The organism is Halomonas sp. WWR20 (assembly GCF_054602495.1).
Window position 1 is genome coordinate 367,862 of record NZ_JBTRHR010000004.1, and the last position, 23,505, is coordinate 391,366.

The window sequence follows — 23,505 nt, forward strand, 5'->3', positions numbered from 1 at the left end:
TAATCGGCGCAATAATTCATTCTTCATGAAGTATTCGATGCATAATAAGCGCCTTTCAACCGACCAGAGTGCTGCTTCAGAAAGTCGATGAAGGCCCGCATGGCAGCCAGATGATGACGTTGGCGGGGATAGCAGAAATAGAAGCCTTCGAAGGGGGCGCACCATGGCTCGAGCAGGGTTATCAAGCGCCCTTCCCGGATCAGCGGCGCCGCCCAGTCTTCCACGGTAAAGGCGATACCGACCCCGTTGACGGCCGCGTCGAGCATGGCTCTCAGGTCGTTGACGATCAGTGACCCGTGCACCGCGACACGAAACCAGCCGCCTTCACGATAAAACTCCCACTGATAAGGATGCATCTGGCCCGGCCATCGCCAATTGATGCAGCGATGCCGATGCAGATCGGCGGGCGTTTGCGGCTGGCCATGGCGCCTTACGTATGCCGGCGAGGCCACTACGCAGTGGCGCAGCGCGGGACCCAGCGGGATCGCCACCATGTCCTGCTCGAGCAACTCGCCCAGACGAATGGCGCCATCGAAACTGGCTTCGACCATGTCCACCGGTTGATCGTCCAGGGTCAAATCGAGTTCGATATCGGGATAGGCTTCGGCGAATGCCGCCAGCAGCGGCTCTAGATAGAGCTGATACCCCACGCGGAAGGCATGAATCCGCAACCGACCGCGAGGCCGCTCGCCCAGTTCCACGGCATCGGTGACCGCGGCCTCGACCTCGCTCATCGCCGGGCCGAGCCGTTGCAGCAACCGCTCGCCGGCCTGAGTCAGCGCCACCCGGCGCGTCGTCCGGTTGAACAACCGCACCCCCAGGCGTGACTCGAGCCCCTTGATCGTCTGGCTCAGTGCCGAAGGGGATACCTGCAACGCCTCCGCCGCGCGCACGAAACTGCCCTGCTCGGCCACGGCGAGAAAGGCTTGGAGCTCTGCAAATTCACTCCCGCGCATCGTTACCTCGGCAGCTTCAATGATTGGGGATAACGAATCGCCAAACGCTGGAGTGACCCGACCATAGCACCCGGCGAGCGGGCAGCGCTGGAACGCGACATACTGGAGGCGTTACCCGTACTGCGCGCCCTCGGCCTGTTCGAGGTGCTGGCCGTGCGCGACCCGGCACTGCAGCAACTGATCGAGTCTCACTAGGCTCGGTAGCGGGCCGTCGGCACGAGGGGTACGACGGCCCTCGAGTCTCAGCCAAAGCGCATGAGCCATTCCGGCTCACCGGTATGCGTATCCTCGCTTTCAGCCAAGATGACGAATCCGTTCGCCTCGTAGAAACGCACGGCCCGGATGTTCTTGCGATAGACATGCACTTCAAGCATGGGCCTCAGCGACTTGGCATGATCCAGCAGCGCCCGGCCGATGCCCAAATTCTGGCTCATAGGCATCACGAACAGGGCGCCCAGCGTCGTCTCATGCAACGAGATGAATCCCTTTATATCTTCTTCCTGTTCGTAGACGTAGTTTTCGGCAGCCGGCAAATAGGCTTCCTGCATGGCTGACCGCTGGGAATGCCAGAACGACTCGGGCACGAAATCGTGAGCCTCACATGAGGCTTCCAGCCAGAGGGAGGCCATGGCCGGTACGTCACGAGACGTGCCGGGCCGAATCCTGCAGCGATGATCATTCATTTTTGCATTTTTCTAATGGGATGGGGTCCGCACGATCTTGGCGGGTCGGCGCAATGCGCGCAAGTGAGGGATCACAGTGCTAGCGTCCATCAAGGTACTGTCCTCGACCAGCACGCCGTCCGCGCCTGCGACCTTCGCCATCAGAGTGTTGATTCCGGCCTTGCCTGCCCGTCCCCTTTGCCCTCGAAGCACAACCCGATGGGAGCGACCCAGAGCCCCTCACTGGCCTGTGTAAAGCGCTACAAAGACGGGTATTGCGTTAACGTCACAAGCGTTCTATAAAAAGAACATTACTAACTTTTAATAGGACGACCCATGAGCCTACTTCCCACTCTGGCTCGCAATCTCGAACTCGCCCGTAGCCGGAGCGGGTTGACGCTTTCTGGCCTGGCGCAGCGCTCCGGCATTGCCAAGTCTACGTTATCAAGAATGGAAGCAGGTCAAGGAAACCCGACTATCGACACGTTGTGGGCACTTGCCAATGCCCTTGACGTTCCCTTCGGCTCGCTGCTCACGTCGACCGACGATACAGGCCCCTTTTTCGAGGATGCCTTGAAGGGCCAGGGTGCCAATGTTCGTTTTATCGAACGAAGTGGCACATCGCCCCTCATCGAAACCTACCTCCTCGAATTACCGCCCGGCCACCTCAAGACCTCATCGGCCCATGCCCAGGGGGTCAAAGAGAAGATTGTGGTGTTGCAGGGGGAAATGCTGGTCGGCGACGCGGCTCGCCCCAGGCAGGCCCGTGCAGGTGAATCGTACGATTACGCGGCCGATGTGGCACACGTCTATGGCGCCGCGGAGCACCTCACTCGAGCAATGGTATTCATCGAGTATCCTGAGCTGGACTGCAGCGGCCAGGACCAGGTCATCGATTGGCCTATGACGGAGCGGGCATGGGAGGGGGCACGCAGCCTGATTCAGCGACTCGCCATCGAGGCAACACAGGGCATCAGCGGTACGCTGCTGCGTTTTCGAAACGCCCCCGAAAGCGCCGCCCTTGTTCAGCAAACGCTGGCCAAACATTCCGGCCTAGCTGCCTCCAATTACCGCTGGCCACTTTTTCATTGCGGCGGACGGGACCATCTCGGGGCCTACTTGGCCTTTGTTCCCCTTCTTGCGACTTCTGCCTTTACGGCCGCCTCCCCCCAAGCCGAGGGGAATACGACACTGGCTCAGGCTCACGACCTGTCCCGGATGGCGGAGGCATTTTTATCTCCGATAGAAGAGAGACAGCGGCAGACAGTAGCCCGCCATGTCCAATCTCCCTCGCTGACCCTCTCCTGCCTGGCGGCAGAAGTTGCACTGCAACGAGGTGAGCTCAAGCTTCCTGACGACCTGTCATTGAAGGGCTCATTTGAAGACCGGCATGCTCTTTCTGAACATGCCCTGTCTGAAGATAAAAAAGCCCTTTCCAGCCGAATCGATGTCGACCATTACGCTGCATTCGAGCGGCTACATCCAGGCTATGCACGCCAGATCGTCGCCATGGCGGATGATATCAACCACTTCATTCCCCCCGAGCGGGCGTATGAAGCGATTGATATTGGCACAGGCCCCGGCTCGGCCCTGCGCATGTTGCGAGAACTCCTTCCCGAGCTTAACGTCACCGCTGTCGAGCCCGACGACCCGGCCTTTCATTACTTAAAGGCGAACTTTGCGCGCGACGAAAAGGTCAAGCTGCACCAGGCCGACTTCCTCGAGTTCGATATGCCGCCATCGTCTATCGAGCTGATGACGTCAGTCGGCGCTTCCCATCACTTCAATACCGCTTTCATGTTACAGAAGGCCATGTCGCTGCTGTCCCCCGGAGGCATACTCTGCATTGCCGACGAGTTCCTTCCTGAGTTTCATGATCAGAAATCGCGCCAGAGAGCTCTTGTACTGCATCACAGTGCCTACTTGCTTGCCAGCTTGGCATGGCTTGGGCAGAACGAGCCTTCCACCAGCGACGCCAAGGAATACGCTATCTACGACGACATCAAGCAGGCCTTATGCCTGGCGACGCTCGATGCCCACCACGACCATACCGCGAGAGCGGTCAATGCTTGCCGCAGCCTTTTTTCCCGGTTGCAGGAGTCCGCCCTGGATTCTCCGCCAAGCAGCCCTCTCGGTGCCTATCTGCGCGTCTTCCGGCTCGAGCTTCAAGCCATGGTGGCCGGCTTCGACTATGCAGTGGAGCGCAAGACCTACGCACGCCGCTTCAATGAGCTAGCCGTTCTTAGCGGTTTCGAGCTCATCAGGCACCGTCGGATATTCGCTACCGTCGGGGCCGAGGACTGGCAAGGAGGCACGCATGTCTTCACCTTTCGCAAGCCTGGCCACGACCTACAGGAGCAAGCCCCATGAGAGCATTTCTCCACGGTTTGGCTGACAGTGCTTCCATCGGCGCGGGCTATTTACCCATTGCCTTTTCTTTTGGCCTGACGGCTTTACAGGCGGGACTCAACCCGGCATCCACGCTACTCATCTCTGTCACGGTCTTTGCCGGTGCCAGCCAGTTCGTGCTGATCACGTTACTGACCTCCGGTGCAGGCCTGGTCGGTACGCTCGGTACGGTTTTGCTGATGAACGCCCGCCATCTCTTTTACGGGCCCGCGTTAATGCCGCGGCTGGCTTCGAAAGGCAGGCAACTCCCCTCACCACTGTTGGCTTTCGGGCTCACGGATGAGGTGTTTGCCGCCGCATCTAGCCGGCTCGAGCGGATCGCCCCCACCTCACGACACGCCTGGTATCTCGGTTTGCAAGCGGGGGCCTACCTGACTTGGGTATTGGGTACGTTGCTGGGTGTCACTCTGGGCAACCATATCGGCCCCCTGCCCGATGTCATCGAAGACATTCTAAGCTTTGTGCTGCCGGCGCTATTTTTCGCACTCCTGCTGGAGATCGGCGTGAAGGCTTGGGCAGGAACCATGTTGATCACCGCACTGGCGACGGCTCTGCTGATGGCGGTGCTACCCAGCCATCATGCGCTGGCGCTGGGGCTACTGACCGGTGCAGCGCTTTCAACCAAACGGAGGAGAACATGCTCTCAAGCCTCGACATGATCATTCTTCTCTGTGGGTTGGCGACCTTCCTGCTGCGTTGGGTAACGATATGGCAAAGCCGTCCCCAAAGGACGTTTGACATACCGCCAGCGTTACGACGAATGCTGGAAGCGATAGGACCTGCTGCCATCACTTCGCTACTCGTGGTCTCGCTGTTGCCTCTGCTGTCGGTGCCTAACGGCAGGCACTGGAGCATCCTTGCCGCCCTGGCCGCCATTTGGCTTTACAAACGTTGGCGGGGCGGTATCGCCGGCCCGACGCTCATGGGATCGCTCACATATGGGGCCTGCCAGTATCTTGCCACGCCATGAAGCGGCCCGAAGGCCTGGCTCCCGATGAGCTGACTGAACATGATGGTAACGTCAGCTATGCGGCGGTACGCGCTCAGGTTCATCGTCATGCTGACATTCAGTCATGGATCCAAGACAGTGACGCACCCTATTCCACATTCTGGAGCTAAGCTGAATTGACGTTTTATACACTCCTCTCGTTTCGTCCACCCTCTGGATAAGGATCTCCCCATGCCCGACCGCATTCTCGTATTCTATGGCTCCTATCGTTCAGACCGCGCCGGCATCCGTTTGGCCGAGTACGCCGTACGGACCTTGAAGGCGCGCGGTTGTGACGTGGAGTTGATCGACGCCCAACAGATCGACCTGCCGATGCTGGATCGCATGTACAAGGAGTATCCCCCGGGCGAAGCACCGCAGGCGATGGAAACACTGGCGGGCAAGATTCGCGAGGCGGATGGCTTCGTCTTCGTCACCGGCGAATACAACTGGGGCATGCAGCCCGGGCTCAAGAACCTCACCGACCACTTTCTCGAGGAGTGGTTCTGGCGCCCGGCGGGCATCGTCAGCTACTCGGCCGGGCGCCTGGGTGGTGCGCGCGCCGGCATGCTGTGGCACGGCACGCTGTCCGAGATGGGCATGGTGGTCATCTCCAGCTCGGTGACCGTCGGCCAGATCGCCAAGACGCTGGATGAGGACGGCCAGCCCACCGGCGATGCCGGCCAGTCGCTGGAAAAATCCTTCACGCGCTTCGCCGACGACCTGGCGTGGTGGATGGAAGCAGCGAGGGCCCAGAAAGAGCGCAAGGCACCGCCGTTTTGAAGCGCCTGGACGTGCTCGACAGCGAGCACGTCTCGCAATGAAGTGCGCCGCTACACTATTTCCGTGCGATAACTTAGCCTCCCGGCCATCACTCGGATGGTTTCTCCTCGGCGCTGTCCGCCGCTGGTTCCGAACGGGTATCCGGGCTATCGCCGAACGCGATATCGTGACGGCCGATGGCCACCACCTCTCTCGGCCACCATTCGGGATGATGGTTGCGGATGAAGGTGTGTAGCTTCTCCCGAACATTCATTTCCGCCGACCAGCCGGACATAGGGTTGCTCGTCATGAGATAAAAAGTGATCGTCTGGGCCATGCCGGTTTGCCCGGTCACGTAACACAACAGCTTGTGATGCTCGATGACGTCGTCTTCTGCCTGGGCAAATTCTATGAATTTTTCCCTGATACACTCGATGTCGGCGCTCAAATGAAGGGTCAGCTCCAGGCTTTTGTACTCCTTCGCAGTCTTGACCGACAGATTCTCGAAGGGCTTGGAGACGAAATAGGTGACCGGCACGATCAAGCGACGCTCATTCCACACGCGCAGGCGAATGAACGTATAGAAGATGCCCTCCACATAGCACCATTGCCCTTCGAACATCACCAGGTCACCGATACGCACGGGCTTGGCCAACGACAGCTGAAACGAGGAGAGGATATTGCCAAGCACCGTCTGGCCCGCAATACCCACCAGCACCGCCAGGACACTGGCCGACGCTAGAATGGATAGCCCCAGCGTCTCGAAGAGCTGGACCTGCCCCAGCACATAGATCGAAACAGCCGTCACCGTGATCAGAATGATGAGCCGACGCAACGCGTAGAGTGACGTCAGCAATCGACGCTCATCCTTGGGTTTGGTGTCATCGATTTCCCCCACCAGACGCCGCATCATTCTCAGCATGATGGTATCCACCAGGCGCAGCGCGATCGTGCCGACCCCCCACGCCAGAATGGCAATCAACAGCACGCGGAAGGAGGCGGTGGCCACGGCCGAGAAGGAGACCACATAGTCAAGCAGTACCTGGGTCACCAGCGACATGACAACGAGCGCCATGGGCCCCCTGATTTGTCCGACGAAAATACTGGGAGAGCCGGAAGGCAGCCATTGTGCTATCAACCCGCTCAGACCGTAGACCCCCCATCCCACCAGGCCAATGATCACCAGGAAGATCGGAATGGCGATCCACTCCCAGATATTGAGCATCCCGAACGATGACTTGAGACGCTCCGGAATGTACTCCTCGAGCAATGACGGGCCGTACTCCTCGTAAAGCAAGGGGATCGACGACACGCTATCCGGCATGATCAGCCAGACCGGCTCTTCGTCTTCCACGCGATAGCGGCCCAGGCGCACATCATAGGTTTCGCCATTGGCCTTAAGCGATGCCAGCTCGAGATTTCGCCGCGGTTCTCCTGTCAGGGGATGCTGACCCGACGGGTCCTCAATGGCGGCATCCTGGCGTCCGGAGAGGCTGGAAACATTGAGCCACTCGCCACGCTTGAGGACCGCAGCCAGTTGCCGGGCCAGTTGGGCCCCACGTTCTCGCTGCTCCTCAGGGGACAGATCGGAAAGATTGAGAATATGCGCCGCCGCCGCAAACTGTTTCTTTTCGGTAAGATCCATAAAACTCCGGATCGAGTCTCGGGGCGTCAGCCGCTTGACCTCCTCGGGCGTCTCGCCAAGCCCAGTGTTTAATGAATCGACAGAGAACCATTGCTTTTGCTCCTGTTCTGACTTTTGCTCTTGCCCGCTCCCGCCCCCCTGCATTTGCGCCATACATAGGCTGGAAAAGGTGAATGCCACTGCCAGCACTGCCGACAGGAGCCATGAGCCGTTGAGTTTCATACGCGCTTACCGATTGAGATGGGCCTAAGTCTAAGCTGACAGACTAGTTCAGATCTGACCGGATTGGCGTCCGGAATCAGGCATCCGGGTTAGTGACTGGTCACCATCCCCATACTGGCCTACCTATTCTGGAATCGTGGCCCGTGGCCCAAGACAACTTCGTGCTGTGCTTCGTCTTACGGTATCGACCAGCTCGCGCAGGCAGTAGCCCTCTCTGCAACCGGTAACGAGGCATTAAATCATCGGGCGCCCCATTGTCGAGAGGTTCAAAGCAACAACCGCCGAATATCGCTCAGCACCTGAGCTAGGAAGGCGGTGAAGCGTGCCGCGTCCGCGCCATTGACCACGCGGTGATCGTAGGACAGCGACAACGGCATCATCAGTCGTGGGACGAACCCGACACCGTCCCACACCGTTTTCATCTGCGCCTTGGAGACGCCAAGGATGGCCACTTCCGGAGTGTTGACGATGGGAGTGAAGGCGGTGCCACCGATGGAGCCCAGGCTAGAGATGGTGAAGCAACCACCGATCATCTCCTCGCGCTTGAGCGTCTTCGACTGCGCCTTGCCAGCCAGCTCGACGCTTTCCTTGGCCAGTTCGATCAGCGATTTCTGATCGGCGTTGCGGATCACCGGAACCATCAGGCCGTTCGGGGTATCCACGGCGATGCCGATGTGCACGTATTGCTTGTGCACCAGGGTTTCGCCGTCGCTCTTCAAGCTGACATTAAACTGCGGGAACTGTTGCAGAGCATAGGCACTGGCCTTGACCAGAAACGACAGCGGCGTGAGCTTGGCATTCTGCTCGGCGGCCTCGCTCTTCATCGACTTGCGAAAAGCCTCAAGCTCAGTGATGTCCGCTTCGTCGAATTGGGTGACGTGCGGCACGTTGAGCCAACTGCGATGCAGGTTGGCGGCGCCCGCTTTCATCAGGCGCCCCGTGGGGTTTTCTTCGATCTCGCCGAATTGGCTGAAATCGATATCCGGCACTGCCGGAATGCCCGCACTACCGCTGAGGGCGGCACTGCTACCGGCGCCGCAGGCCTGCTGCTTCAGGGCTTGTTTGACGTAGATCTGCACGTCTTCCTTCAGTACGCGGTCCTTGGGGCCAGTGGGCTTGACTCGGGCCAGGTTGATTCCTAGTTCACGCGCCAACATCCGCGTTGCCGGGCCGGCGTGCACCAACTCGTCGTCGCGCGGCTTCTGCGAGGCCATTTGTGCTTCAGGGCTGGGGGATGCCACGACATTGACTTCAGCGACCTGGTTGGCGCGATCAGGCTTGTGCGTCGACGCCTCGTTGCTTGGCGCCTCGCCCCGGCTCTGCGGCTTGGTCTCGCCGGACACCGAGGCGTCATCCAGCGAAGCGTCAGCCACCGAAGTGCCGGCCACCTCGATATAACCGATGAGATCGCCTTCGGAAACGCTATCGCCTTCCTTGACCATCAGCTCGACCAGCTTGCCCTTGTAGGGGCTGGGTATGTCCATGGAGGCTTTATCGGACTCCAGCGTGACCAAGGTGTCTTCCTCATTGAGTTCGTCGCCTTCGCTGACCGCAATCTCGATGATCGGTATGTTTTCGCTGCCGCCTAAATCCGGCACGATGATGGACTCATTATGCAAGGTTGCCTCCTTCGTATTCTGATGCGGTACGTTCACATCATCCGTTCGCACGCATTAGCTAACGAGAGGGCTCGGCGTGGCCGGGTCAATGCCGTAATGATCCATCGCTTGTGTCACCACATGGGTTTCGATCTCTCCCCGCTCGGCCAACGCCCACAACGCCATGACGGCCACGTGATAGCGATCCACTTCGAAGAAACGGCGCAATGCGGCCCGCGTATCGGAACGCCCGAATCCATCGGTCCCCAGTACATGAAAGTCGCTTGGGATCCACGCCCGGACTTGATCGGCATAAAGTTTGAGATAATCGGAAGCGGCAATGACCGGCCCTCGTCGATGAGCCAATTGCTGCGTTACCCAAGGCGTTTGAGGCTGGCCCCCTGGCGAGAGAAAGCGCTGACGATCATATTCCAAGCCATCGCGGCGTAGCTCATTGAAGCTCGTCACACTCCAGACATCGGCGTCTACGCCGTAATCATCGCGCAGCATGTCGGCCGCAGCTTCGACTTCGCGTAGAATCGCGCCGCTGCCCAACAGCTGGACGTGAGGTGTCTGAGGGTCCTGAGCGGCTTCATGTAGCAAGTACATGCCGCGTATGATGCCTTCCTCGCATCCTTCTGGCATGGCGGGATGGGGGTAGTTCTCATTCATGACGGTGAGGTAGAAGAAGCAATTCTTCTGGCGCTCATACATTTCTTTCAAGCCGTGCTGCACGATCACGGCAATTTCGTAGGCATAAGTGGGATCGTAGGTGCGGCAGTTGGGTATGGCCGAGGCAAATAGGTGGCTATGGCCATCCTGATGCTGTAATCCCTCACCATTGATGGTGGTGCGCCCCGCCGTACCACCGACCATAAAGCCGCGACATAGCATGTCGCCGGCGGCCCAGGCGAGATCCCCAACACGTTGAAACCCGAACATGGCATAGTAGACATAAAACGGAATCAGCATCGTCCCGTGATTGGCATGCGCCGTCGCAGCAGCCATCCATGACGACATAGCGCCGGACTCTGTAATCCCCTCCTCGAGTATTTGGCCCGACTGATCCTCGCGATAGAACATAATCTGTCCGGCATCGACGGGCTCATACTTCTGGCCTTCCGGTGCGTAGATGCCAAGCTGACGAAACATGCCTTCCATCCCAAAGGTACGCGCCTCGTCAGGAATGATCGGCACGACCTTGGGCCCCAGTGCTTTATGTTTCGTCAGGCCATTGAGCACACGGACGAACGCCATCGTGGTGGATACCTGACGCTCTCCCGTACCCTTGGTCTGGCTGGTAAAGAGTTTGTCGTCGAGAGCGGGAATCGTTAGCGCCTCGTAATGCGTCCGACGCGACGGCACGTAGCCGAACAATCGCTCGCGACACGCATGCAGATAGCGCATTTCCGATGTTTCCGCCTCAGGGCGATAATAAGGCATGACGCCGCCTTGAAGCTGTTCATCGGTGACCGGCACCTGGAAGCGATCACGTAACTGCTTGAGCCCCTCCGGCTTCATGGTCTTGATATTGTGTGCCTCCATATCCGCTTCGCCGTGTTCGCTGCCCATCCCATAGCCTTTCACGGTATGCGCGAGAATCACGGTGGGACGGCCATCATTCGTCTGCATGGCAGCGTGATACGCGGCATGGACCTTGACGGGGTCGTGTCCGCCTCGGAGCAGGTTCTGGATGTCCTCATCGGTCATCGACGCCACCAGTTCTGAGAGTGCCTCGTACTTACCGAAGAACTTTTCCCGCGTGTAGGCACCTCCTTGCGCTTTGAAGTTTTGATACTCGCCATCGACCGCCTCATCCATGCGGCGCTGAAGCAGGCCACTCCGGTCGGTTTCCAGCAAGCGGTCCCAACCGCTCCCCCATACGACCTTGATGACATTCCAACCCGCACCACGAAACGTGCTCTCCAGCTCGCTCATGACGCTGCCATTGCCACGCACGGGGCCGTCCAAGCGCTGCAGATTGCAGTTGATCACAAAGATAAGATTATCGAGCCGCTCTCGCGTCGCGACATTGAGTGCGCCTAGCGTTTCCGGCTCATCACATTCTCCATCGCCGAGAAACGCCCACACCTTGCGATCCTGGAGCGGCTGCTGCCCCCGGTTGTCCAGATACTTCATCAAGCGCGCTTGATAGATCGACTGAATCGGACCGAGTCCCATCGATACGGTTGAAAACTGCCAGTAATCCGGCATCAAATAAGGGTGCGGGTAAGAGGGCAGCCCCTGACCGCCTACTTCCTGACGGAAATGGTCCAATTGTTGCTCAGTCAATCGGCCCTCAAGAAAAGATCGTGAATAAATTCCCGGTGTGATATGGCCCTGAAAATAAATCAGATCACCGGCAAAGTTCTCTGAAGGGGCGCGAAAGAAGTGATTGAACCCCACTTCGTAAAGCGTGCAACTCGACATATAGCTGGCCAGATGACCGCCAAGACTTTTATCCTTGGCATTGGCACGTACGACCATTGCCACACTATTCCAGCGTACCGCCGAGCGTATTTTCCTTTCCAAAGATAGGTCGCCAGGGTAATCCGGCTCATCTTGTGGTGAGATGGTATTACGGTGCGAAGTTTTTAGTCCGCCTTCGACAAGCTCACCGCCGATCCCGGGATACTCAAGTAGTTTATGAATAATAAAATGCGCGCGTTCATCGCCCTCATAGCGAATCAGGGATGACAACGCATCCAACCATTCGCTCGTTTCGACGGGGTCCACATCGGTTATACTATTCATAACGTCACGCCTTTCTCATCGGAAAAGAGTTTGGTAACAAGGCATCAGGCCGGTCAAAAGAATGCTGAAGACCCTACGAGCGTACCCGCCTCTCTTCAATAGAAGAGAATTGGAAACACTTTCCCAGATGTGAGCTCATGAACCTTAACTACTTGAAAATTTTCATAGCAGTAGCCCAACAAGGCTCCATTCTGTCAGCATCGAAAGCGCTCAACATCCCTAAATCCACCGTTGCCAGACATCTTGAACAACTCGAAAAGCAACTCTCCCAGCAGCTCGTACTGAGAAATACTCGACACTTACGTCTGACAGCCGAGGGCCATTATCTTTACCAAAGAGCCAAGGATATTATTGGCAACTTGGAAGAGATCGAGCATGAGATGAAAGATAATGAAGGGAAATTAAGTGGCAGAATTACTGTATCAATACCCTCTGAATTTGGCGTGAGATGGCTCAATGAAAGCATTGCCAATTTTGTTGCTGAGAATACCGAAATCTCTATCGACTGTATCACTAGCATGGCACCGCTCGACCCAGTGAGACGCGATATTGACGTTTCGATTTGCTATCATCGCGGAAAACTGTCGGACAGCGGCATGGTCATCCGCTCACTGGTCAGTATGAGAAGCTCGATCGTCGTCGCGCCTTCCGTGATCAAGACTTATGGCCGGCCTACAACGGCCCAAGCCCTATCTCGGTTGCCTTGTATATCCACGCTGACGGCGCTAGAAGCTAACCCTTGGCATTTTCTCGACCAAGAAGGTCGACGCACATCGCTCGACGTCACGACGCGTTACCGAGTCGATAGCAGCATGATGCTCATTGCTGGCGCCCGCGCCGGAATCGGATTCGCCATCATTCCCTACGAATTCTGTAAGAACAGCATTGCGTCGGGCGAGCTCGTCGAACTGACACTCGACCTGACACCAGCCCCATTGGAGATTGTGGCGATTCATCCAGACCGACACAGCATCACCCATAGAACGCGGGCGTTCGTCGATGTAGTAGAAGCTCAGTTAAAAGCGCACACCTCGCCGCTTTATTAATTCGGCGGGCCCATAAGCGCCGCTTATTTTTCAGACTCTACCGGACAAAAGGACAGCACATAGCCCGCCGCCTGATTCCCATCCGGTGCAGACACTTGCTATTGAGGTTGGCCGGAGTCAACGCCTGGTGAGTCGTCACCAAGTAAAAACAAACGGCGGAACAATGCCCGACGTTCGTCTAAAAGCGCTGTTTAGATCAGCCGGTAGTGGGGCCACTTTGGTGAAGACGCCACGAGTCGACTAGACTCCAGCCGAATGCACATAGTATTAGCGTTGGGAGAAGACCTTATCGCCCAGGCGACGTGTCTTTGCTCGATCAGCACAAGGAGCTTGCCGTGACAGCCACTGCCGAACGAACCTACCGAAGCGGGCTGAATCCGCTTCATAGCGTACTGCTCGCCGGAACCTTTCCGCTCTTTCTCGGCGCCGCCCTGAGCGACTACGCCTACGCCTCGACCTACGAGATAGAGTGGAGCATTTTCGCTTCGTGGCTGGTTGCCGGCGGTCTCGTCTTTAACGGCCTCGCGCTGTTGTGCGCCCTGATCGTCCTCTTCCGCGCCGACGGTCGTCGCGGTCTTGCGCTCGTTTATGTCTTTGTACTGTTGGTCACTTGGATACTGGGCTTCGTCAATGCGCTGGTTCACGCCCGAGACGCCTGGGCCGTGATGCCCACGGGCTTTATCCTTTCGATCGTGATTACCGTGCTGGCCGGCGCGGCGGCCTGGATCGGTTTCTCCCGCCTCGGCGGCGGAGGTAAGTCATGAAGTTCTTCAGCATCCGTTTCGTCACTCCCCTCTCAATTCTCTTGATGGCCGGTGGCGCCAGCGCCGTAGAGATGGAACAGCAGTACGGGGCCGACCCGACCCTGCCAGAGCCGCAACGCGGACTATTGCCCGACATGACGGTCCCCGAGCTAGCGCCGTGGGGCGATCAGCAACCGACGGTGCCCGACGGCTACACGATCACGGCCATCGCCACCGACCTCAAGATACCGCGCCAGACGCTGGCGCTGCCCAACGGCGATATTCTGGTAGCCGAGGGTAGCGGCGGCAACGCCCCGCAATTGAAGCCGAAAGATTTCATCGCCGGTATCATCAAGTCGAAGGGGACCACCTCGGTCGAGAGCGGTGATCGACTGACGCTACTGCGCGATAGCGACGGTGACGGCACCTATGAGGAACAGACGGTCTTTGCCGAGAATCTCAACGCGCCTTATGGGCTCGCCCTGATCGACGACGATCTTTTCGTGGCCAACCAGGATGCGCTGGTGCGATTCGACTACGAGGAAGGCCAGACCCAGGCCAGCGGCCCGCCGGAAGTCGTGACGCCACTACCGTCAGCGATCAATCACCACTGGACCAAGGCGATGACCGCGAGCGCGGACGGGCGCTTTCTTTACGTCGGCATCGGCTCCAACAGCAACATCACCGAGCGCGGCATGGAAGCGGAAGTCGACCGGGCCGAAATCTGGCAGATCGCTGCCGAGAGCGGCGCGCACAAGACTTATGCGACCGGTCTGCGCAACCCCACGGCGCTGACCATTCAGCCGGAGACGGATCAGCTCTGGGCGGTGGTGAACGAGCGCGACGAGCTCGGACCGAACCTAGTGCCCGACTACCTCACGACCGTTCAGGAAGGCGGTTTCTACGGCTGGCCCTACAGCTACTGGGGGCAGCACGTCGATCCGCGTGTCCGGCCGCAGAAACCCGAAAAGGTGGAAGCGGCGATCATGCCCGATTACAGCCTCGGTTCACATAGGGCGCCGCTCGGCCTCGACTTCTCCATACCGGAAGTAGGCGATCAATTCGCGCAAGGCGTGTTCATCGGCGAGCACGGCAGTTGGAACCGCGCCGACCCCGTCGGCTATAAGGTGGTCTTTGTCCCCTTCGAGAACGGTCAGCCCGCCGGCGACCCCGTCGATTTCGTGACCGGGTTTCTCACCGGAGACGACAGTACGCGCGGCCGGCCGGTCGGCGTGACCGTCGCTCCGGACGGCGCCGTCATTATCGCCGACGACATGTCCAACGTCGTCTGGCGTGTGACGCGGGATGGCGCCAACTCGCCGCAGGACGAATCCGATACAGCTGAAGCCGAACCCACGACGCCCGAAGACGAACCCACGACGCCCGAAGATAAACCCACCCCATCCACCTGAACGCGTCATGAGTTCATGAGGGAGTAGTGCAATACCCCGATGGGTTTCACCCTCGGGGTATTTTTCAGTGGGGTTGCAGCCTCGGCGTTGTCGGCGTACCCGTATCAACGCCCCATCAATATCAAGCGCAGACGAGATAAGGAAGGGATGCCTATGGCCAACGAAGCGGAACCGACACGCAAGACGCTGTACGAGCAAGCCCAAAAGCAGGAAATCGCGGGACGTTCGTCGATGAGCAAGGCCGAACTGGCGGCGGCACTCGAGCGGCATTCATTCGAGGAGGCCGCCCCGGTGGTGGCGACACGCTACGAGACGTTTCGGCGCCTGGCCGAGGCGGTGGCGGCCGGGGAGTTCGTACTGCGCCCGCGCGCCTTGACCGGCTTCGAGCGTCGCCGACACGTGCGCCAGACGCTACGCGAGGACCACCAGACGCGCATCGCGGACGGCTCCGAAGAGGCCGACGACAAGTTCGACCAGCTCGCCGACTCGCTGTTTTCGTTCTTTCGCGGCACGGCGCTGCTGTTCTATCGCGACATGGCCGGCGACGATGCCTGGATGCCCACCGTACTCGCCCTCGGTGACGTCCATCCCGGCAATTTCGGCGTCATGCCCAACGCCGACAACGTACCGATCTTCTCGGTCAACGATTTCGACGAAGCCTACTACGCGCCCTTCACCTGGGATATCAAGCGTGGCGCGGTCGGCTTCATGATCGCCTCCCAGGCCGAAGGCGAGCTCAAGCGCAAGCATCGGATCAAGATCGTGCGCCGCTTCGTGCAGGGCTACATCGAGGAAATGCAGCGGCTGGCCCACGAAGGCACCGAGCAGGACGAGGAGATGCGTCACGACAACGCCCCGAAGCTCATCCGCAAGCTGTTCGAGGATGCCGATGAAGACCGTGCCGAGTGGCTCGCCGACGACTACCTCGACGAGACGAGAAGCGGCTTTCGCCCGACCCAGAAACTGGTGCCGGTCTCGTCGCGCCGCGACGAGTTCCAGACGATCACCGATCGGCTGATCAGGGAGAACGGCATCGAGGTGCCGGACCGCGCCCGGGGGCGAGGTGAGAATGGCATGCGGGTCAAGGACGTGGCGATACGCCTCGGTCAGGGTACCGCCTCGCTGGGGCTAAACCGCTATTATGTGCTCATCGAAGGCCCCGAGCGCGACGGCACGGACGACCTGATCATCGAGTACAAGCAGGCCCGGCGCTCGGCCCTCTCCGGCCTGGTGCCGCCCTCCGCCTATGAAATGGATACGCTCGCCGAACGCGTCAGCCATGCCCAGGCCGTGCACCTGATACACGGCGACGTGTTCTACGGCCATGTCGAGTTCGAAGGCCACAGCTACCTGTCTCGCGAACGCGCACCGTTCCGCGACGATATCGATCTGGACGAGCTTTCCAAGAGCGAATGGAAGGTTTACGCCGGCATCTGCGGGCGTGTCCTCGCAGGCGTGCACGCCCTCTCCGACGAATCCGGCAAGATCGATTACGACATCGAACCGGCAATCATCAACGCCATCGGGCCACCGGATCTGTTCACCGAGGACATGGTGGAATTCGCCACGGAAGCCGCCGACCGCATGCGCCGCGATCACGCGCTGTTCCGCGAAGACCATGCCCGAGGAGCATTCGAGCATCTGGATTGGGTGCATCGGTGAGTAGACGAGTGGCGGTCAACATTAACAACCTGCCTTTCGGCCCGGTACCGAGCTTATCGGCGCATCTCCATTCGTCAGGGCCCGCCCATACGCTTCATCGTCGACCTGGAGCGAGGCAAGCCGGCCGCCTTGGCCCGGGTTTTACTTCGGTTAGTAGTATTTGCACATACCTCATATTTCGATTGCTCGCGCAAGTAGAAGCGATCAAGTGCACAAGCTAGCACCTTCGCAGCTCCCCGCTACCTTCGAGACTATGGTGAGCCTAAAACGCTAGACGATCTGAATGCACACCACGGGTGTCAGGTTTCTCTCCGGTCAGAACAACCGAGACAGATAGCGATGTGGATGTGCCTGCGGGGCGCCCAGACGACAGAACGCGCGACCGGCCGGTCGGCGTGACCGTCGCCCCGGACGGCGCCGTCATTATCGCCGACGACATGTCCAACACCGTCTGGCGAGTGACGCGCGAGGGTAATCAGTGAGCCGAGTATTTAGGAGAGCGAATAAAGGGGTGGCGTAGCTGAGCTGCCACCCTGTCGAACCAAGCAGAAACCGGGCGAGAAGGGTTGCTCAATGCTGTCAGGACCAACCGCAGTGACGGCAACCTTCATCGCATTACTCTCCTACTCATCAGGACCTCATTTCTGGGCTTGACCGAGGCCGAACAGGACGTTCGGCCAGGGACGCTTCTAGAGTTCATGTCGCTTGATATATGTCTGAGGCCGGAGAACAGCGAAGTCGAATTCCTCAATCGGCTCGCACTTCACCCCTCGCTTCGGTCAGGAGGGGTTTGCCAACATTGATTACCATGGCCGAGTAGGATGATGCAGATGTTATTTAATATTCAGAGTTAATAGGGTTTCGGTACTCAACAGGCACCCAGCTGTATCCCGTCTCTTCTTTCCGCAGGTGACCTAGGCCAGGAAAAGGCAAATGCGCCGCTGCAACCAGCCAGCGTTCATTAGCTGCTTCAGCTAGTAGCTTGGTGCGCGATGCCATTGCAGCTTTCGGATCAACATCCACTGCAATCGTGACTTCCGGATGCTTCAACTGCACGGAGTGCATATGCACAACGTCACCCCACAGCAGGAGCTTCTCGGCACCGGAACTCAGCAGGTAAGAAGTGTGTCCAGGTGTATGGCCATTTGTCGGTACCAGTTGGATACCCGAAACAATGGAGTCCCCATCGTCGAAAGTCTTGAACTTACCTGCGCTGACGTAGGGTGCAATTGCATTACGCGCCATTTGGAAGAAGGGACGCTGATCTTCTGGAAGAGTGCTTTCCATATTTTCGTTGAGCCAAAACTCCACATCACGACGGGCTGCCCAAACAGTCGCGTTTGGAAAGGCCGGCTCGCCATCCGGCAGTGTCACACCGCAGGCATGGTCCGGGTGCATGTGGGTCAACAATACGGTGTCGACCTCCTCCGGTTCGAAGCCTGCGGCACGGATATTGTCGACCATTCCGCCCATGGTCGGACCGAAGCAGTCCGAGGAGCCAGAGTCGATCAAAACCAATTGCTCGCCATCGTCGACCAGAAAAGCGTTTACGGCCGTCTGCACGAGCGGAGACGCCTTTTGATACTCGTTGAAGATGTGCTCTTGAATCTCATCTTGGGCCATGCCGGAGAGATGATTCGGATCGAGGTCGGCGTAGCCATCATAAACAGCGGTAACAATCGTTTCTCCCACCATTTGCCGATAAAAACCGGCCGCCTGTTGATACTGATCGGTTGGGGCCGCAAACGTCACTAGAGGCGCAGCCAGAAGTCCGACCACTCCCAAGGTACTCGCGAGCCGCGAGAGGTTTTTAACTGCATTCATAAATCCAGCTCCAGTAGCAGCTCTGTTAAGAGCGGTATTTTTTCAACTTAAGGTTCTTAGCGTCCTGTGCTCAGGAAACCTTGATAACCACCTTGCCGAACGCGCCGCGGAAAAATGCTCGTAGGCCTTGGGTACAGGGACAGATGTATCGTCAATCACCACATTACCGAGACCGAAACCTTTCAAAAGCCACGCTTTCATTGCATACCCAGGTGGGTGGGGAGCCACTTGGCGCTATTGTTCGGCATCGGTGGGGCTCAATAAATACCTAGCTAAGGAAAGAACTGTTGCCGTATTACGCAACAGTCTGCATTTTTAACTCGCTGTGTGGGCAACAAAATCGGATGGGTGAGAAAAGCCATGGAGCTACTCAAGACGATGCAGATATTCGCCCGACTGGCGGAACTGGGAAGCTTCACCCGAACGGCGGAGGCTATGCAGTTAGGACGACCCCAGGTCACTAGAACGATCCAAGAATTAGAGGCCTCGTTAGGCGTGCGGCTTTTTCAGCGTACCACCCGAAAGGTGCGGCTTACGTCTGAAGGGGAACAATTCTATGAACGAGTTCAGGAGATCCTCGGAGATGTCGCTGAGGCCACGTCAATGTTCGGACGCCCCGACGCCACCATGCGTGGGAGGTTACGTATCGACATCCCTACTGCATTTGCGCAACCAGCATTCATCGAGAGCCTCCGAGATTTTACCGCCCTCTATCCGGAGATCGAACTAGCACTCGGAGTCACGGATAGAACCGTGGATCTGGTGGCAGAGGGGGTAGACTGTGCAATACGCATCGGTGAGTTGCCCAACTCGAGTCTAGTGGCCCGTCGCATTGGCCAGGCTACCATGGTCACCTGCGCAGCTCCCAGCTACCTTCGAGACTATGGTGAGCCTAAAACGCTGGACGATCTGAATGCACACCACGGGGTCAGGTTTCTCTCCGGCCAGAACAACCAACCGCTGCCCTGGTATTTTATTAACGGCGCTAGCGACCAAACATATGCCAGTCGCCGCGGCATCTCCGTCAATGAGTCCAACGCCTATGTAGAATGCGGTGTTGCCGGCTTCGGTATTCTGCAGGCACCTGGCATTACCCTCGACCGCCACCTTGCTGATGGCTCCCTGATCGAAGTGCTCCGGCCCTACCGCCCGCGTCCCCGGCCAGTGTCGGTGCTATACCCGAGTAGATCTCACTTGGCACCGCAGGTGCATGCCTTCGTCGAGTGGGTGCGCGAGCGATTCCCAGCGCTCTACGCTCGTTGGCTAGAGAAGTAGTAATTCAAGGCCCAGACTCCGCAGCCGAAAATCGGCCTCGAACGTCCTCGCAAATGCTTTGATTCCGCCATTATAGAGCGGCTCGTACTTGTCCAAGGCTAGCGCATCGCATGGACCTGAATTGAAATACCTCAATGGTCCCCGACAAAATGCCCGGCCGGTGGCCGGGCATTCTGCATTTAGCGCAACATTCAGGCGGGAGGCATGGCCGTAAGCACGAGCTTGCCAACAGTGTGGCCCTCCTCGAGTTGCCGGTGTGCACGGCCGAGATTTTCAGGGGTCAGTGGTCCGATAACCTCACTCCGGGTCGAGCGAAGGCTGCCTGCATCGAGATGTTCGGCCAGTGTTGCCAAGGCTTTACCCTGGTGCGCTATATCGTGGCCATGCAAAGGCCGGGCAAACATGAACTCCCAACTGAATGTCACTGCCTTGCCCTGCAGCAGGTTAATGTCAACGGCCTTGTCAGTCTCTGCAATCGCCACGATGTGCCCCCAAGGACGAATCAGAGTATTCATGTTGTCCCAGTGGTCACCAATATCATGGCAGTTGAAGATATAGTCGACCTCGGAGTAGCCCGCACGCTGCATGTTTTCGACCAGGCCATGATGACTGACCACATCATGGGCCCCCATGGAGCGGCACCATTCGATGGACTGCTCGCGAGAGGCCGTCGCAACCACCTTGATACCGGTCAGTTGGCGCGCCAACTGAATAGCAATCGAGCCAACCCCACCAGCCCCGTTAATGATCAGGAGTGTCTCGTCGCTGTGCGTGTCGGTGCCTTGGGCTAGCTTCAGCTTATCGAAGAGTGCTTCCCAAGCGGTCAGGCCAGTCAATGGGATTGCTGCCGCTTCTTCGGGCACCAGGTTGCGTGGTGACTTGGCTGCTAGGCGCGCATCGACAAGCTGGTATTCGGCATCGCAGCCAGGCTGATCGACTTCGCCTGAATAGTAGACACGTTCGCCTGGAGCAAGCCATGTCACGCTGCTGCCCACGCTTTCTACATGACCGACAGCATCCCAGCCAAGCACATGCTGCTGATCGCTGGGCAGGAATGCGCCCCGGCGAATCTTGGTATCAACGGGGTTGACCGAAACTGCCTCGATACGCACGAGCAGGTCCCACTCACCAGGCTGTGGCGTCTCGCGCTCGATGATCTGAAAGGCCTGTTCGGGCTCTGCTTCAGGATGGCCGGTAGTGGCGATAGCTCTCATGTCATGCTCCGTGTGGAGAAATTGCATAGGCGTCAAACTGTTCCATTAGCCAAGTATGGGTCAGTTAGGTAGGAATCAACCATGCCCGAGACAGATAGCGATGCGGGTGTGCCTGCAGGGCGCCCAGACGACAGACCGCGCGGTCGGCCGTTCGGCGTGACCGTCGCCCCGGACGGCGCCGTCATTACCTCCACCGAAGCCGCCGACCGCATACGCCGCGATCACGAGATGTTTCGCGAAGACCATGCCCGAGGAGCGTTCGAGATCTGGATTGGGTGCATCGGTGAGTGCTAGCAGGTAACCTCCCGAACCGACAGTTACAGGCGAATTGATGCTGACAATTGGCGACTGGCCAGCATTAGCGGAGTAATGTCACTTTTGCTAGCGCTTTTCATCGACGCCATGACCCTTCCGGCATATTGGTGTCGCGTTGCGCCTCCGCCAGTCGCAACCCCTCTCGATGAGAGGTATGCAATTAAGCCGGCTTGGCGCGTTCGAAGCGCCAACTTTCCGCCAGCGAGCCGGCGTCGACTACGTCGAAGCCGAACTGGCGTACCAAGCTCGCAACTATAGTGGTCTACTACATTCGGACACCTGACTAGGTGTTTGGTCCCGAAGAGTATGGTCTATGCTACGACCCCTTATCGGAAGACGATCTATGGCTCGGATTCTTCACAAATGCACCACGACCTCCTATTGAGCTTCGGCATTGGCCTTGTTTTCCTGAGCTAAGATCGTCTTCAGCATCATGGTCACTGCCTACGCTGGTGTGTGGCATCGAACACGTGTCGCGCGGCGGCCTGCAGGCCGCGGTCGGCGAGAGATCGGACGATCTCCACCCAGAACGTCTCCGCCTCGGAGGGCCCGGTGGCAACGCCGAGAGGTGTGTTCAGTGGCGGAAGGTGAGTTCCGTACCGTCAAAGAACCGGTTGTAACGATAGATTTCCGGATCAACGGTCGGGGTCTCACCGGCGATGATCTGGGCCATCAGTTCGCCCGAGGCCGGCGCGCCGAGAAGGCCGTTACCCGAGAAGCCGCTGATCAGCGACAGGCCCGGCATTTCGTCGATGGCGGAAATCACCGGTGTCGAATCCGGGGTGGCGTCGATTACACCGGCCCACTGTTCCTGAACTGTCGAGTTTTCGAAGGACGGAAACGCCATGCGCAGCGCGTCGAAGCGAGTCTGAAGCTCGCTCTCAAGAGGCGTTGCATAGAGGAAGCGGTTGCGCTCGAAGGGAGTGACATCATGTCCGGACCAGTGCTTTGGCATCCGCAACGATTCAAAGAAGTCCCGTCCGAAGCGGATGCTCAGGATACCTTTCGAATGGCTCAGCGCGTGCCTGAAACTAAGGAACTCTTCAAAACTTGCACGAGTGATCGATGACACGTTCATGAACGAGCCGACAATGTATTCGCCATTCACGCGGCGACGCCAGACGGAGGTCGGCAGGCTGCCGACGCCATCGGGGCCTTCTGCGGCGCTGATACGCATGAGCGGCGATGCGATGCCCAACTGCGGGAAGGATACGCCGAGATTTCCAAGAAACATCCTGCTCCAGGCACCACCTGCGACCACGACATTCGAAGTGCGGATGGCACCTTTTTCAGTCACGACATGGGAGACCGCACCAGCTTCTGTTTCGACAGTCCGGACGGCACAACGCTGAATGATTCGCACGCCTTTGCTTTCGAGCTGGCGCGCTATGCGCGGAACGGTGAAGGTCGGCTCGATCATACCGTCATTGGGGGTGAACAGCGCCCCGGCATAGGTCTGTGCGGCACCGGGCAGCCGATCCGCCAGTTCGCTACCGGAAATCAGACGGGAATCGATCTCAGGCAGGCGCTCACGGGCTTCGTCGAGCCATGCCTGCTTTGCCTCGACAGCCTGCTCGTCGCCAAGCACGGACAGGCTGCCGTTGCGGCGGTAGCCGAGATCGACCGGGCTTTGGTCGGACAACGCTTTCCAGATTTCTCTTGAGCGAAGCGAGAGCTCCAGCTTGTCGGGATGCGCGCCGCCCGCAGCGACCCAGCCGAAGGCGCGGGAGGATTGCTCGCCGGCCACCACACCTTTTTCGAGGACGACAACATCGAACCCACGTGCGTTCAGGAAATGTGCGGTGAGGAGGCCTGCAATCCCGCCGCCGACGATCACGACATCAGCACGCTCGGGAAGGCCGGAAGACGTTGCGACCGGTTCTGCACGAGGGATGTCTGAACCGTGTATCCAGCCACCTTTCGCGGTACTCAGGGCACCGATTCCGGCGCCAGCACCAAAGGTCAGAAGGCCGGCGCCGGTACCGAGGATAAATTTACGTCTTGTGAGCATGGGCATG

The 23,505-nt window shown here is 58.5% G+C and carries 17 protein-coding genes and 2 pseudogenes; 9 read left to right on the forward strand and 10 right to left on the reverse strand.

Going from position 1 to position 23,505, the window contains the following annotated elements:
• Positions 1-23: 23 nt before the first annotated feature.
• From ACW4DH_RS10245 to ACW4DH_RS10255, 3 genes are all read right to left on the reverse strand, one after another.
• A complete protein-coding gene (locus ACW4DH_RS10245; protein WP_459636293.1) occupies positions 24-956 on the reverse strand; it encodes a LysR family transcriptional regulator in 933 nt (310 codons plus the stop codon).
• A 111-nt stretch (positions 957-1,067) separates the two neighbouring features.
• Positions 1,068-1,220: a hypothetical protein gene (locus ACW4DH_RS10250; RefSeq protein ID WP_459636294.1), complete on the reverse strand. Its 153-nt coding sequence runs from the start codon at positions 1,218-1,220 to the stop codon at positions 1,068-1,070.
• The gene (locus ACW4DH_RS10255) at positions 1,199-1,585 is read right to left on the reverse strand and encodes a GNAT family N-acetyltransferase (protein ID WP_459636295.1); all 387 of its coding nucleotides are present in this window, start codon (positions 1,583-1,585) and stop codon (positions 1,199-1,201) included. Before ACW4DH_RS10255 ends, ACW4DH_RS10250 begins: the two co-directional genes overlap by 22 nt.
• A gap of 369 nt (positions 1,586-1,954) precedes the next feature.
• Between ACW4DH_RS10255 and ACW4DH_RS10260 the strand changes: the two genes are divergently transcribed.
• The 4 genes from ACW4DH_RS10260 to ACW4DH_RS10275 all read left to right on the forward strand — a co-directional run bounded on the left by ACW4DH_RS10260 (position 1,955) and on the right by ACW4DH_RS10275 (position 5,798).
• Complete coding sequence (locus ACW4DH_RS10260; RefSeq protein ID WP_459636296.1) at positions 1,955-3,988, forward strand: helix-turn-helix domain-containing protein; 2,034 nt, start codon at positions 1,955-1,957, stop codon at positions 3,986-3,988.
• Entirely contained in the window at positions 3,985-4,686 is a 702-nt protein-coding gene (locus tag ACW4DH_RS10265) for an AzlC family ABC transporter permease (RefSeq protein WP_459636297.1), read from the forward strand. Before ACW4DH_RS10260 ends, ACW4DH_RS10265 begins: the two co-directional genes overlap by 4 nt.
• Positions 4,683-4,997 (forward strand): AzlD domain-containing protein, encoded by a 315-nt coding sequence (locus ACW4DH_RS10270; protein ID WP_459636338.1) that lies wholly within the window; start codon positions 4,683-4,685, stop codon positions 4,995-4,997. The genes ACW4DH_RS10265 and ACW4DH_RS10270 overlap by 4 nt, the downstream gene beginning before the upstream one ends.
• 210 nt (positions 4,998-5,207) lie before the next feature.
• Positions 5,208-5,798: an NADPH-dependent FMN reductase gene (locus ACW4DH_RS10275; RefSeq protein WP_459636298.1), complete on the forward strand. Its 591-nt coding sequence runs from the start codon at positions 5,208-5,210 to the stop codon at positions 5,796-5,798.
• An 88-nt stretch (positions 5,799-5,886) separates the two neighbouring features.
• Here the strand turns inward: ACW4DH_RS10275 and ACW4DH_RS10280 are convergent, their stop codons facing one another.
• The 3 genes and pseudogenes from ACW4DH_RS10280 to aceE form a co-directional block, all read right to left on the reverse strand.
• The gene (locus ACW4DH_RS10280) at positions 5,887-7,644 is read right to left on the reverse strand and encodes a mechanosensitive ion channel family protein (protein WP_459636299.1); all 1,758 of its coding nucleotides are present in this window, start codon (positions 7,642-7,644) and stop codon (positions 5,887-5,889) included.
• A 266-nt stretch (positions 7,645-7,910) separates the two neighbouring features.
• A pseudogene (locus ACW4DH_RS10285) lies at positions 7,911-9,254 on the reverse strand (dihydrolipoyllysine-residue acetyltransferase); the annotation flags it as partial.
• Between the two features lie 63 nt (positions 9,255-9,317).
• On the reverse strand, positions 9,318-11,996 hold the full coding sequence (gene aceE, locus ACW4DH_RS10290; RefSeq protein ID WP_459636300.1) for a pyruvate dehydrogenase (acetyl-transferring), homodimeric type: 2,679 nt from the start codon (positions 11,994-11,996) through the stop codon (positions 9,318-9,320).
• A gap of 137 nt (positions 11,997-12,133) precedes the next feature.
• Here aceE and ACW4DH_RS10295 point away from each other — a divergent pair, with 137 nt between their 5' ends.
• The 4 genes from ACW4DH_RS10295 to ACW4DH_RS10310 all read left to right on the forward strand — a co-directional run bounded on the left by ACW4DH_RS10295 (position 12,134) and on the right by ACW4DH_RS10310 (position 16,859).
• Positions 12,134-13,042, forward strand: coding sequence for a LysR family transcriptional regulator (locus ACW4DH_RS10295; RefSeq protein WP_459636301.1), 909 nt, complete (start codon positions 12,134-12,136; stop codon positions 13,040-13,042).
• A 308-nt stretch (positions 13,043-13,350) separates the two neighbouring features.
• Complete coding sequence (locus tag ACW4DH_RS10300) at positions 13,351-13,806, forward strand: DUF2231 domain-containing protein (RefSeq protein WP_459636302.1); 456 nt, start codon at positions 13,351-13,353, stop codon at positions 13,804-13,806.
• The gene (locus tag ACW4DH_RS10305) at positions 13,803-15,197 is read left to right on the forward strand and encodes a PQQ-dependent sugar dehydrogenase (RefSeq protein ID WP_459636303.1); all 1,395 of its coding nucleotides are present in this window, start codon (positions 13,803-13,805) and stop codon (positions 15,195-15,197) included. Before ACW4DH_RS10300 ends, ACW4DH_RS10305 begins: the two co-directional genes overlap by 4 nt.
• Positions 15,198-15,350: 153 nt before the next feature.
• Entirely contained in the window at positions 15,351-16,859 is a 1,509-nt protein-coding gene (locus ACW4DH_RS10310; protein ID WP_459636304.1) for a DUF2252 domain-containing protein, read from the forward strand.
• An 837-nt stretch (positions 16,860-17,696) separates the two neighbouring features.
• Here the strand turns inward: ACW4DH_RS10310 and ACW4DH_RS10315 are convergent.
• Positions 17,697-18,683 (reverse strand): MBL fold metallo-hydrolase, encoded by a 987-nt coding sequence (locus ACW4DH_RS10315; protein WP_459636305.1) that lies wholly within the window; start codon positions 18,681-18,683, stop codon positions 17,697-17,699.
• Positions 18,684-19,061: 378 nt separating this feature from the next.
• Between ACW4DH_RS10315 and ACW4DH_RS10320 the strand changes: the two genes are divergently transcribed.
• Positions 19,062-19,958, forward strand: a complete 897-nt coding sequence (locus ACW4DH_RS10320) for a LysR family transcriptional regulator (protein WP_459636339.1) — start codon at positions 19,062-19,064, stop codon at positions 19,956-19,958.
• A gap of 191 nt (positions 19,959-20,149) precedes the next feature.
• Here ACW4DH_RS10320 and ACW4DH_RS10325 read toward each other — a convergent pair whose 3' ends face one another.
• From ACW4DH_RS10325 to ACW4DH_RS10335, 3 genes and pseudogenes are all read right to left on the reverse strand, one after another.
• Positions 20,150-21,172, reverse strand: a complete 1,023-nt coding sequence (locus ACW4DH_RS10325) for a zinc-binding alcohol dehydrogenase family protein (RefSeq protein WP_459636306.1) — start codon at positions 21,170-21,172, stop codon at positions 20,150-20,152.
• Positions 21,173-21,868: 696 nt separating this feature from the next.
• A pseudogene (locus ACW4DH_RS10330) lies at positions 21,869-22,053 on the reverse strand (IS256 family transposase); the annotation flags it as partial.
• Positions 22,054-22,061: 8 nt separating this feature from the next.
• A complete protein-coding gene (locus tag ACW4DH_RS10335) occupies positions 22,062-23,498 on the reverse strand; it encodes an NAD(P)/FAD-dependent oxidoreductase (RefSeq protein ID WP_459636307.1) in 1,437 nt (478 codons plus the stop codon).
• Between the last annotated feature and the right edge of the window lie 7 nt (positions 23,499-23,505).

Excerpts from the sequence above, each read along its gene's own strand:
- ACW4DH_RS10295 (WP_459636301.1), top strand. The coding sequence starts at position 12,134 with ATGAACCTTAACTACTTGAAAATTTTCATAGCAGTAGCCCAACAAGGC.
- ACW4DH_RS10245 (WP_459636293.1), bottom strand. The coding sequence starts at position 956 with ATGCGCGGGAGTGAATTTGCAGAGCTCCAAGCCTTTCTCGCCGTGGCC.
- ACW4DH_RS10275 (WP_459636298.1), top strand. The coding sequence starts at position 5,208 with ATGCCCGACCGCATTCTCGTATTCTATGGCTCCTATCGTTCAGACCGC.
- ACW4DH_RS10270 (WP_459636338.1), top strand. The coding sequence starts at position 4,683 with ATGATCATTCTTCTCTGTGGGTTGGCGACCTTCCTGCTGCGTTGGGTA.
- ACW4DH_RS10325 (WP_459636306.1), bottom strand. The coding sequence starts at position 21,172 with ATGAGAGCTATCGCCACTACCGGCCATCCTGAAGCAGAGCCCGAACAG.
- ACW4DH_RS10335 (WP_459636307.1), bottom strand. The coding sequence starts at position 23,498 with ATGCTCACAAGACGTAAATTTATCCTCGGTACCGGCGCCGGCCTTCTG.
- ACW4DH_RS10250 (WP_459636294.1), bottom strand. The coding sequence starts at position 1,220 with ATGGCTCATGCGCTTTGGCTGAGACTCGAGGGCCGTCGTACCCCTCGT.
- ACW4DH_RS10255 (WP_459636295.1), bottom strand. The coding sequence starts at position 1,585 with ATGGCCTCCCTCTGGCTGGAAGCCTCATGTGAGGCTCACGATTTCGTG.
- ACW4DH_RS10260 (WP_459636296.1), top strand. The coding sequence starts at position 1,955 with ATGAGCCTACTTCCCACTCTGGCTCGCAATCTCGAACTCGCCCGTAGC.
- aceE (WP_459636300.1), bottom strand. The coding sequence starts at position 11,996 with ATGAATAGTATAACCGATGTGGACCCCGTCGAAACGAGCGAATGGTTG.
- ACW4DH_RS10310 (WP_459636304.1), top strand. The coding sequence starts at position 15,351 with ATGGCCAACGAAGCGGAACCGACACGCAAGACGCTGTACGAGCAAGCC.
- ACW4DH_RS10320 (WP_459636339.1), top strand. The coding sequence starts at position 19,062 with ATGCAGATATTCGCCCGACTGGCGGAACTGGGAAGCTTCACCCGAACG.
- ACW4DH_RS10265 (WP_459636297.1), top strand. The coding sequence starts at position 3,985 with ATGAGAGCATTTCTCCACGGTTTGGCTGACAGTGCTTCCATCGGCGCG.
- ACW4DH_RS10305 (WP_459636303.1), top strand. The coding sequence starts at position 13,803 with ATGAAGTTCTTCAGCATCCGTTTCGTCACTCCCCTCTCAATTCTCTTG.
- ACW4DH_RS10280 (WP_459636299.1), bottom strand. The coding sequence starts at position 7,644 with ATGAAACTCAACGGCTCATGGCTCCTGTCGGCAGTGCTGGCAGTGGCA.
- ACW4DH_RS10315 (WP_459636305.1), bottom strand. The coding sequence starts at position 18,683 with ATGAATGCAGTTAAAAACCTCTCGCGGCTCGCGAGTACCTTGGGAGTG.